Source organism: Umezawaea sp., assembly GCF_036375055.1.
Lineage (GTDB): Bacteria > Actinomycetota > Actinomycetes > Mycobacteriales > Pseudonocardiaceae > Umezawaea.
Window position 1 is genome coordinate 1 of the sequence record NZ_DASUSQ010000032.1, and the last position, 11,091, is coordinate 11,091.

Annotated in this window: 8 protein-coding genes; 6 read left to right on the top strand and 2 right to left on the bottom strand. The window is 71.7% G+C overall.

The features are described from left to right. From VFZ92_RS10245 to VFZ92_RS10260, 4 genes are all read left to right on the top strand, one after another. Positions 1-745: hypothetical protein (locus VFZ92_RS10245; RefSeq protein WP_330875603.1), on the top strand; the 745-nt coding region annotated here is incomplete at its 5' end. 7 nt (positions 746-752) lie between these two features. Continuing rightward, positions 753-1,166: a very short patch repair endonuclease gene (locus VFZ92_RS10250; protein WP_330875604.1), complete on the top strand. Its 414-nt coding sequence runs from the start codon at positions 753-755 to the stop codon at positions 1,164-1,166. A gap of 187 nt (positions 1,167-1,353) precedes the next feature. Then, on the top strand, positions 1,354-2,475 hold the full coding sequence (locus VFZ92_RS10255; protein WP_330875605.1) for a DNA cytosine methyltransferase: 1,122 nt from the start codon (positions 1,354-1,356) through the stop codon (positions 2,473-2,475). 51 nt (positions 2,476-2,526) lie between these two features. After that, positions 2,527-3,000 (top strand): hypothetical protein, encoded by a 474-nt coding sequence (locus VFZ92_RS10260; protein WP_330875606.1) that lies wholly within the window; start codon positions 2,527-2,529, stop codon positions 2,998-3,000. 176 nt (positions 3,001-3,176) lie between these two features. Here the strand turns inward: VFZ92_RS10260 and VFZ92_RS10265 are convergent, their stop codons facing one another. Continuing rightward, positions 3,177-6,212 (bottom strand): discoidin domain-containing protein, encoded by a 3,036-nt coding sequence (locus VFZ92_RS10265; RefSeq protein ID WP_330875607.1) that lies wholly within the window; start codon positions 6,210-6,212, stop codon positions 3,177-3,179. Positions 6,213-6,521: 309 nt separating this feature from the next. Next, positions 6,522-7,112: a hypothetical protein gene (locus VFZ92_RS10270; RefSeq protein ID WP_330875608.1), complete on the bottom strand. Its 591-nt coding sequence runs from the start codon at positions 7,110-7,112 to the stop codon at positions 6,522-6,524. An 87-nt stretch (positions 7,113-7,199) separates the two neighbouring features. Here VFZ92_RS10270 and VFZ92_RS10275 point away from each other — a divergent pair, with 87 nt between their 5' ends. Further along, positions 7,200-10,139, top strand: coding sequence for a DEAD/DEAH box helicase (locus VFZ92_RS10275; protein WP_330875609.1), 2,940 nt, complete (start codon positions 7,200-7,202; stop codon positions 10,137-10,139). Beyond that, on the top strand, positions 10,132-10,974 hold the full coding sequence (locus VFZ92_RS10280; RefSeq protein WP_330875610.1) for an SWIM zinc finger family protein: 843 nt from the start codon (positions 10,132-10,134) through the stop codon (positions 10,972-10,974). The genes VFZ92_RS10275 and VFZ92_RS10280 overlap by 8 nt, the downstream gene beginning before the upstream one ends. Positions 10,975-11,091 lie beyond the last annotated feature (117 nt).

Sequence of the window (11,091 nt, forward strand, 5' to 3'; positions counted from 1 at the left end):
CCTCGCTGTCATGAGCCAACGCATCACGGCCGCGGCCGAGGTCCGGCGGTTGTTCAACGTCACCGAGGCGTCGAGGGACCGCTTCAACAACTGGCACAGCACCCGGCCGCGCGTGGCCGCGCACGCGCTCGGGCACGCCGCGGTGGTCGTCAACGCGCTCACGTCGGCCGACACCGGGGCCGTGTTCCGGGGGGATTCGCTCGGGGCCGCGTTGAGCGCTCGGGGGCAGCCGGTGCTGGAGATCGACGGGTGGCGGCCGGAGTTCGCCCTGTCGCACGTGTTCCACCACGCCGTGGAGGAGCTGGGGCGATTACCGGGCTGGGCCGAGTTCCGGAGGTTCTGCCAGGGCGACGACCGGGCCGTGGTGATGCTGTGGGGTCCCGCGGCGGAGTTGGTCGGCCGGGTGGTCGACCGAGGCGTCGAGGGGTCCGTCGCGCGGGCCGCGATGCGGCGGCGGATCGGGCGGGAGTTCGCGGAGTTCGTGCGGTCCCTGCACGTGGCCGCCGCGCTGCGGGAGCGGGGGCTGGAGGTGCTGACGCACCCGTTGGCGGAGGCGGTGTTCGGGGTGGACGCGTGGGCGGGCCGGGTGGTGTTCGTGCAGCGCGACGGGCCGCGGCGGGCGGAGGAGCTGCTGTTCCAGGCGATGCCGCCGTTCTTCTTCGAACGCGTGCCGGGGCTGGAGAGGGGGTTGCCGTCCGACCGCGACCTCGACACCGTGGTGCGGCGGCTGACGCCTGCGAGATGATGTCCCGATGGAGCGGCTGTCCACCACGGAGGCGACCCGCGCGCGGATGAGCGGGCAGCGCTCGCGCGACACGGGGATCGAGGTGGCGCTGCGCCGCGAGCTGCACAAGCTCGGGCTGCGCTACCGGGTGCACCGCAGGCCGCTGCGCGCCGTGCGCCGGGAGGCGGACGTGGTGTTCGGGCCGTCGAAGGTGGCCGTGTTCGTCGACGGCTGCTTCTGGCACGGCTGTCCGGACCACGCCACCTGGCCCAAGCGCAACGGCGAGTTCTGGCGGGCCAAGATCGAGGCGAACCGGACGCGCGACGCGAACACCGACGTGGTGCTGGCCGAAGCCGGGTGGCTGTCGGTCCGGGTGTGGGAGCACGAGCGGCCGGAGGTCGCGGCGGCACGGGTGCACGAGGCCGTCACCAGCCGTCGTTGAGCGTCGAGCACCGTGACCTGGCCCTTCACCTCCGGGTGCGGGTTCGCGGGCACCACCGCGGTTCGGGTCGACCTCGAACCGGGCGGTCCACGGCGGCGGTCGCGCGGGCGGACGCGGTCCGGATCGCGGTGATCGGCGAGCGCCCGCGAGCCCTTACGCTGGTCCGGTGACCGAGCAGCCCATACCGATGATCGACTTGTTCGCCGGCTGCGGCGGCATGACGTCGGGGTTCGTGGCGGCGGGCGGGTTCCGGCCGGTCATGGCGGTCGAGTGGGACCTGCACGCGGCGGCCACGTACGCGGCGAACTTCGGCGAGGACCACATGCGGTGGGCCGACATCGCCACGGTCCCGGACGCCGAGGTCCCGAGCGCCGACGTGATCATCGGCGGTCCGCCGTGCCAGGGCTTCTCCAGCCTCGGGGCGCAGGACGTGCACGACCCGCGCAACAAGCTGTGGCAGGAGTACATCCGGTTCGTGCGGCACGCCGCGCCGCGGGTGTTCGTGATCGAGAACGTCGACCGGTTCCTCGCGTCCGGCGAGTTCGACCTGCTGCGGTCCGAGGTCCGACCGGGCGGGCTGCTGGAGGAGTACACGCTCACCGTCGCGCTGCTGCTCGCGGCGGACTTCGGCGTGCCGCAGCGGCGCAAGCGCGCGATCGTCATCGGCTCCCGCATCGGCGAGATCCCGGTCCCGGCGCCCACGCACGCACGGACGGGCGACCTGCCCCGCTGGCACTCGGTGCGCGACGTGCTGACCGGGCTGCCGGAACACCCCGCCCGCACGTCGCTGCCCGCGTCGAAGGTCGAGTTCTTCGGCGTCGAGGTGCCCGGCCGGTTCAAGTCGGAGGACCTGCACATCGGCCGCAACCCCACCCCGCTGTCGCTGCGGCGCTACCGGTCGATCCCGCCGGGCGGCGGCCGGTTCGACCTGCCGTACGAGCTGATGCCGCGCTGCTGGCAGGAGAAGAAGACCGGGACGACGGACGTGATGGGCCGGATGCGGTGGGACGAGCCGTCCCTGACGATCCGGACCGAGTTCTACAAGCCGGAGAAGGGCCGGTACCTGCACCCGCAGTGGGAGCCGGGTGAGGACGGCCACCGCGTCGACCGGCCGATCACGCACCTGGAGGCGGCCCGCCTCCAGACCTTCCATGACACTTTCGAGTGGTGCGGAACGAAGATCCAGGTGGCGAAGCAGATCGGCAACGCGGTCCCACCGATGTTGGCAAAAGCCTTGGCACACCACATAAAGCCGTACCTGACGGGCGCCGATCCGACGCCGTCGCCGTGCGGTCTCTGTCCGCTGTAGACGCTCCGACCCCACCGAGAATTGTCGGACCCCGTCCCTAACGTCCCCACCATGACGACGACCAGCACGTACGACAGCCGGATGCAGCTCGGTCCGATCAGCTACCGGGTGCAGGCCACCGCCCGGCAGGACGTCCTGCTGGAGGTGTTCGGCGCCGATCCGAACGGCGCCGTCGTGGCCGAGGGCATGATCCGGCTCCCCGTCGCGGGCGGCACGACGATCGGCAAGCTCCTGGGCCGCGTCCTCGACGGGTTGACCAGGATGGGCGCTCCTCCGCCTGGCCGCCCCCAGCCCGCGAACGCGAAGCAGCCGTGGACCACCGAGCTGGACGAGGAGCTGCGCGAGGCGTGGCTGGACCGGACCGACCAGGTGCCCGTGGCTGAGCTGATCAGGTCGCTGGCCGACCGGATGGGCCGCTCGCCGACGTCGATCCGCTCCCGCCTGCCGAGGGTGGGCTGCGACCCGGACATCGTCGGCAGGCCGCTCTCCCCGGACGCGGCCCGTGTTCTGGGCGTGACCCCGTGATCCGCCGCTGGGTGCGGTTCCTGGCCGCTCGGGTCGCCGCGTTCCGACGGCGGGGCGTCCCCGTGCCCGACGTCCGGCTCCGCACGGCCCTGCCGAGCGGAGGCGGAGAACGTGCCTGCTCCCCGTGGCGGACCACGAGGAGCAGGCACGGCAGGAGTGGTGGCAGGGCGGGTGGGCTACCAGTTCGTCAGGCCGGCTCCGAACGGGTAGAGGGGGTTGCCGTAGGTGCTGGGCACCGGTTGGTCGGCGTCGATCCTGGCGCGGATCTCGGCGCGCTGCGCCGCGGTGGCCCCGAGGTCGTAGGGCAGGTCCCAGTGCTCGGTGGCGTCGGCGGGGATGTCGGAGCCGCCGGGCCGCAGGACGTCGGCGAGGCTGCGGGGCAGCTGCCACGGGAGCTTGCCCTTGGGCGTGTAGTCGCCGAAGAGCAAGCCGGCGAACGCCGGTCCCATCTCCTCACCTCCTCGGTAGGTGACCACGATGGAGCTGGCCAGGTCGTTCCACTCGGTGATGACGTAGGGGCGCGGCATGACCAGCGCCACGACGACGGGGATGCCCTGGCGCTGGAAGTTCTGGATGAGCGCCAGTTGGTCGGCGGGCAGGTACGGCTGTTCCTTCACCCAGCTCGTGGCGTGGGTGTAGGAGGTCTCGCCCACCGCCACCACGGCGAGTTTCGGCGCGGGTCCCGTGTCCTGGTAGACGTTCACGCCCGCTTGGGCGGCTCTCGTCCTGATGGCCTCCAGCATGGTCTGGGAGCCGTACTCCTGGTGCAGGAAGCTGGTCCAGATGCAGCACGCGGCCGTGTCGTTGGCGCGGGGCCCGGCGACGACGATGTTGTCGCCCGCGTTCAGCCGCACCGGCAGGGTGCCGTTGTTCTTGAGGAGGGTCATGGCCTCCCGCGAGGCCTGGTTGGCGAGCGCGGTGTAGGCCGGGGTGTGGAACCGGTAGGGCCCGTTGACCGGGTCGCCGTAGGGGTTCTCGAAGATGCCGAGCTGGAACTTGAGCCGGAGGACCCGGCGGACGGCGTCGTTGATCCGGGCGGCGGGGACGTTGGCGGTGAAACCCGCGATGGTGAAGCCGACCGCGCCGGGGTCGGCGCCGCCCATGACGTCGGACCCGGCGTTGGCCGCGCCGATCCACGAGCCGGAGGGGAGCCAGTCGGTGGTGATCAGGCCGGTGAAGCCGAGGTTCTGGCGCAGGTAGGCCAGGATCTTGGCGCTGTCACCGGCACCGGGGCCGCCGGGATCGATCAGGGAGCTGCCCGCGTAGCCGGGCATGATGTTGACCGCGCCCGCCTCCATCGCGGCCCGGAACGGGATCATGTGGTACTTCACGGTCACCTGGTCGTAGACGATGAGCGCCTCGCCGCCCGCGCCCTCGCCGGGCCAGTGCTTGACCGTGGCCAGCACGGAGCCGGGGTTGAGCTCCGGGCCTCCCTGCAAGCCCGCGACCAGTGCGCGGACCTGGGCGGCGGCGACCTCGGCGCTCTCGCCGTTGCCCTCCTGGATGCGGGGGTAGAGCACCTTGGTGCCGACCTCGGCGAGCGGGCCGAGCACGCCTCGGGTGCCGACCTCGAGCTGCTCGCGGCGCTGCATGTCGCCGAGCTTGTAGTCGAGCGGGTAGTTCTTGGCCGCCGCCAGGGCGCTCTGCGTCGGGTAGGTGGTCTTGTAGCCGTGGATGGTGTCGCCCGCCGACACGGTGGGGATGCCGAGCCTGGTCCCGGCCCCGGAGCGCAGCACGGTGTGCAGGTCCTGGGCTTCGGCGGGCCCGAAGTGCCAGCCGGACTGCGGGAACTGCTGGGCGTTGTAGAACATCTGGTAGGCCTTCTCCTCGATCGTCATGCGACCGAGGAGGTCGTTCACCCGCGTCTCGACCGGCTGGCGCCAGTCCTCGTACGGCTCGATGGTGCCGTTCTTGTTGAGGTCGCGGCTGCCGTTGACGGTGCGGACGCCGTCGTCGACCGTCGTGAGGGTCGGCAGGTAGAGGCTGAAGGTGCGGATGTTCGAGGCGCTGGTGGCGTTCGCGCCGTCGACCGCGACGACGTACCACCGGTAGGTCCAGCGGTCGGAGATGTCCCAGGTCGGCGTGTAGGTGGTGCCGGTGGTCTCGGCGACCTTGGTGTAGAGGTCGATCAGGTTGCCGGAGGCGGCGAAGTCGTAGTCGGTGCGGCTGACGTTGAGCCACACCTGGTAGCGCACGGCTCCGCCGACGGCCGCCCAGGAGAACGCGGGTCGCCGGGTGGTGGTGATCATGGCGTTGTCGGCGGGCGCGGTCAGGGCGAAGCGGCCGGTGGCGGCGGGCGCCTTGGTCGGGCCGGACAGCAGGGGTGCGGTGGTGGCCGACTCGTCGATCGTGCCGAAGACCTGGAACTCCCACAGCGAGTAGCCGTAGCCGGTCGCGCGGGCGGTGCCGTAGAACCGCAGGTACCGGCCGGTGCCGCTGACGGTCAGGTTCTCCGTGCCGCCCGCCCCGGTGGTGGTCGAGTAGATCGACGTCCAGGCGTTGCCGTCGGTGGACACCTCGATCCGGTAGCCCTTGGCGTAGGCGGCCTCCCAGGTCAGCGAGACGCGGTTGATCGTGGCGGTGGCGCCGAAGTCGACGCGCAGCCACTGCGGGTCGCTGCCGTGCTGGCTCGACCAGCGCGTGCCGGACCGGCCGTCCAGTGCCGCGGCGGGCGCGTTGCCGCCCTCCCACGACGACGCTGCGACCTGCTTGAACTGGGAGATTGGCGTGGCACCCACCGGGCCGCCACCCGTGGTGCCGTACACCTGGAACTCCCACAGGGAGTAGCCGTAGCCGGTCGCGCGGGTGGTGCCGGTCAGCCGCACGTAGCGGCCGTTGCCGGTCACGGCGAGCGACTGGACGCCGCCCTGGCCCGTCGTGGTGGTGTAGATCGGCGTCCACGCGGCGCCGTCGCCCGAGGTCTCGATCCGGAAGGCCGTGCCGTAGGCGGACTCCCAGTTCAGCACGACCCGGTCGATGGCGGCGGTGGCTCCCAGGTCGACCTGCACCCACTGCGGGTCGGCGAAGGTGCTGGACCAGCGCGTGCCGAGGTCTCCGTCGGTGGCGGCGGTCGCGGGTGTGCCCGCGTTCTCGGCCGTGGAGGCGGTGGTGGGCTTGCCCTGTGACAGCAGGGTGCCCGCGGCCTCGGCGGGGCGGGCGGTCGAGAGCACGTAGCTCGCGAGGAGGGACGCGATCACGGCGAACACGAGCATCAGACCTCTGCCCCGGCGTCGGGACAGAGGATGGACGAGGGACGAGAAGGGCATGGCGACTCCTGGCAGGGCGAGAACACGACTCGGCGCCGCCGTTCACGGTGCGGGGTCAACGGCGGTGTCGACATCTGGGAGAGCGCTCTCCCAGTCAGCGTTGTTCACCCGACCCGAATCGTCAAGGCGTTCGACAACCGGTTCTTTTCGAGCCGCTCGGCAGGCCTGGGAGTCGGGCCGACTAGGGTCCGACGGGTGTTCGTGCTGCACGGCTTGTGCATGGTCGATGGCCGGTTGGCGCTGTGGGCGGAGGACTCACGGCCAACCGAACGCGCCTCCGAGCCGCCGGCCCACAACACCCCCGACCCACCCGGCCAACCGGCGGCCAACCCACCCGAGCACGGCGGCCTCGGCACCACTGAGCATGGCGGCCTCGGCACCGCCAGGCACGGGGTCCCCGACACCGCCGAGCACGGTGACCTCAGCAACGCCAGACATGGTGTCCTCAGCACGGCCGAGCAAGGTGCTTTCGGCACTCCCGATCAGGGCACTCCCAGCCCGCTCGAACACGGTGTCCTCATGGCCGCCGAGCACGGTGTCCTCGACACCGCCGAGCAGGGTGCTTTCGGCACTCCCGATCAGGGCACCCCCAGCCCGTCCGAACACGGTGCCCTCGCCACCGACCAAGGTGGGCTCGACACGCCCGAACGCGGTGCTTTCAGCCCGCTCGACCAGGGTGGTGAGAGCACGCCCGGCGGGGAGGCCATCGGCATCTCCGGCGCGCCCAGCCAGGTGGGCGCCAGCGCGCTTGGCCGTCAGGCGTTCGGCGCGCTCGGTCGTGGGGCGTTCGGCGCGTTCGATCGCAAGGGGTCCGGCACTGCCGGCCGCGACGCCACCCGCTCCCACGCTCGGGACGCCTCCGACGCGTTCAGCACCCATGCTTCCGGCACACCCGGCACACCCGGCACACCCGGCACACCCGGCACGCTTGGGATGCCCGGTACGCCCGGCCAGCCCGCCTCGCGCTCCGGCTCCGGTTCTCCCGGTCACGACCCGGCTCCGCATCCTTTCGCGGTCGACGGTGACGTGCTGCTGGACCTGCTCGGTGGCGGCAAGGCTGACGCGGTGGTGGTGCGGTTGCCGTCGTACCCGGCGTCGCCCGCGGCCTCGCCGGAGCTGGTGCGCGATCCGCTGACCGAGGACCCCGACGAACCCGAGGGCCCCTCTCGGCTGCGGGGGTGGCTCGTGCCGGTCGTGGTCGTGGACGTGCCGCCCGTGTCGGTGCCGGACTGCCGGACCGGTGCGTCCGTCCGGTACCTGGTGGACGTCGCCGAGTTCGCGCGCGACCTGGTGTCGCGCGGTCGGGTGTTGCCGTCGGTCGACGCTGACGCTCCCGTCGCCCGGTGGAGTCCCGCGCTGTCCGGAGTGGACTCGATGCGGTTCGCGTCGTTGCGCGACTCGATGCCGCCGGTGTGCCGCGGCGCTGAGGGGGTGGGCAGTCCGGAGACCGCGTTGCGCGGTGCGTTGGCCACGTTGGTGGACACCGGGGTTCGTGGTGCGCTCGGTGGGTCGGTGTCCTTGACGAGGGGCCGCACGCCGATGGACCTCTGGTTGCGGGCGCTCGTCGGCGAGCCCGTGTTCGAGGCCGGTCCCGCGGATCTCGTGGAGCTGAGGGCGAAGCTCGGGGCGTGGCGGGCGAGTGCTGAGCGGGACAGTCCGGTGCGCGTGTGCTTCCGGCTCAGTTCGCCGGAGCAGGGCGGGTTCGCCAACGAGGGGTGGCGGCTGGAGTTCCTGTTGCAGGCGGTCGACGAGCCGAGCGTGGTGGTGCTCGCCGAGCAGGCGTGGCGGGACGACGGTGTGCTGTGGCGCTGGGTCGACCATCCGCAGGAGTTGCTGCTGGCCGATCTCGGGCGGGCCAGCAGGCTGTACCCGGAACTGGACGTGGCGTTGCGGGAGCGGCACCCGACGAGGTTGGACCTGGACGCGGCCGGTGCGTACGAGTTCCTGAGCCGTGCCGCGCTGCTCGCGCAGGCGGGGTTCGGGGTGTTGCTGCCGTCGTGGTGGCGTGAGCCGCGGCGGCTCGGGCTCCGGCTGACGACCACGACGGCGAAGCGCGGCGATCCGGGCGTGGTGGAGTCGGAGAGCAAGCTCGGGCTGAAGGCGCTGGTGGAGTACCGCTGGGACCTGGCGCTGGGTGAGGACCGGCTGACCGAGGAGGAGCTGGCCGAGCTGGCGGCGGCGAAGGTGCCGCTGGTGAAGGTGCGCGGGCAGTGGGTGCACGTCGACCAGCGGCGGCTGACGGCCGGGCTGGCGTTCCTCAAGCGCGGCGGTACCGGGCGGATGCCCGCGGAGCAGGTGCTGTTGCAGTCCTGGTCGGAATCGGAGGCGGCGGCACTGCCGCTGCCGGTCACGGGCGTGCACGGCGACGGCTGGCTGGGCGACCTGCTGTCCGGGCAGGCGGAGCAGCGGCTCGAACCCGTCGAGCCGCCCGCGGGTCTGCACGCCACTCTGCGGCCGTACCAGGTGCGCGGGTTGGCGTGGCTGGCGTTCCTCGACGAACTGGGGCTGGGCGCGTGCCTGGCCGACGACATGGGGCTCGGCAAGACGATCCAGCTGCTGGCGCTGGAGGTGTGGAAGCGGCAGGACGGGAAGCGACCGCCGACGCTGGTGGTGTGCCCGATGTCGGTGGTCGGCAACTGGCAGCGCGAGGCCGCGCGGTTCGCGCCGGGGCTGGCGGTGCACGTCCACCACGGCAGCGACCGGCTGTCCGGCCGGGAGTTGCGCGACACCGTCGCGGAGCACGACCTGGTGATCACGACGTACGCGCTCGCGGCTCGGGACGCGCTGCCGCTGGCCGAGGTCGAGTGGGACCGGGTGGTGCTGGACGAGGCTCAGAACGTCAAGAACGCCTCCACCCGGCAGTCACGGGCGGTTCGCGGGTTCCCGGCGCGGCACCGGGTCGTGCTGACCGGCACACCGGTGGAGAACCGGTTGGCGGAGCTGTGGTCCCTCATGGACTTCGCCAACCCCGGCGTCCTGGGGACGCTGAACACGTTCCGGGCGCGCTTCGCCGTCCCGATCGAGCGGTACCGCGACGAGGACGCCGCCGTGCGACTGCGCAAGATCACCGGGCCGTTCGTGTTGCGGCGCCTCAAAACCGATCCGCGGATCATCACCGATCTGCCGGACAAGCTGGAGATGAAGCAGCTCTGCACGCTCACCACCGAGCAGGCGACGCTCTACCGCGCCGTGGTGAACGACATGCTGGAGCGGATCGAGGACGCGCACGGCTTGCAGCGCAAGGGAATGGTGATCGCCGCCATGTCGAAGCTCAAGCAGGTCTGCAACCACCCCGCGCAGCTGCTCGGTGACGGTTCGCGCGTCGCCGGGCGCTCCGGCAAGCTGGACCGGCTGGAGGAGGTGCTGGAGGAGATCATCGCCGACGGTGACAAGGTGCTGTGCTTCACGCAGTTCACCAGGTTCGGCACCATGGTCGTTCCGCACCTGGCCGCGAAGTTCGACACGGAAGTCCTCTTCCTGCACGGCGGAACGCCCAAGGGTGCTCGCGACAGGATGGTCGAGCGGTTCCAGTCGTCCGGCGGGCCGTCGATCTTCGTGCTGTCGCTGAAGGCGGGCGGCACCGGCCTCAACCTGACCGCCGCCAACCACGTCATCCACCTGGACCGCTGGTGGAACCCCGCCGTCGAGGACCAGGCCACCGACCGCGCGTTCCGGATCGGACAGCGCAACCACGTGCAGGTGCGGAAGTTCGTCTGCATCGGCACGCTGGAGGAGAAGATCGACCTCATGATCGAGGAGAAGCGCTCGCTGGCGCAGCTCGTCGTCGGCGCGGGCGAGAACTGGCTGACCGAGCTGTCGACCGGCCAGTTGCGCGACCTGCTCACGCTGTCGCCGGAGGCCGTCGGTGGTTGAGTGGCACGGCGTCCCCAAACCCGCGTCGCACCCCGTCCGCATCGCGGGTGGGCTCACGTTGCGCAGCAGGCGCGGCGAGGTCGCGCAGACGTGGTGGTCGCGGCGGTTCCTCGCCGTGCTGGAGTCGTTCGGCATGGCAGGCCGCCTGGAACGGGGCCGCGCCTACGCGCGCACCGGTCAGGTCATCAGCATGTCCCTCTCCACCAGCCTGGTAGTCGCGCTCATCGCGGGCACCCGGCCGGAGCCGTACCGCGCGCGCATCGGCGTGAAGAAGTTCGACGACGAGGAGTGGCGCCGGATCGAACGCGCCCTGGCGGGCCAGGCGATCTTCACCGCCAAGCTGCTGGCGGGCGAGATGCCGCCCGAGATCGAGGACGTGTTCACCGAACTGGGCCTGACCCTGTTCCCCGAAACCATGCGGGAACTGTCGATGGACTGCACCTGCCCCGACTGGCAGGCGCCCTGCAAGCACCTGGCGGCGACCTGCTACCTGCTGGCCGAGTCGTTCGACACCGACCCGTTCGAGATCTTCGCGTGGCGCGGCCGCGACCGCGAGGACCTGCTGGAGAACCTGCGAGCCCTGCGCGGCTCGCTGGCGGCCCAGGAACAACGCGCCGACAAGCCGGTGGCAGCGCTGGAGGACTGCCTGGACACCTACTGGGAACGACCACCCGCTCCAGCAGCCCCGGCACCGGACCTCGTGGTGACCCAACACCCCGACGCCCTGCTCGACCAACTGGACCCACTCCCGCTGACCGTCCGCAAGCGCGAGGTCACCGACCTGCTGCGCCCCGCGTACCGCGCCATGGTCAGGGGCTCCGGCCAGCTCCCGTGAGCACGAGGGGAACACGCGCCACGGGAAGCTGACAGCGCGAGAACCGGGCACGACAAGATCGGCCTCGGCGCCATGGTCAAGGGCTCCGGCCAGCCTCCCGTAGCCACGGGGGAAACA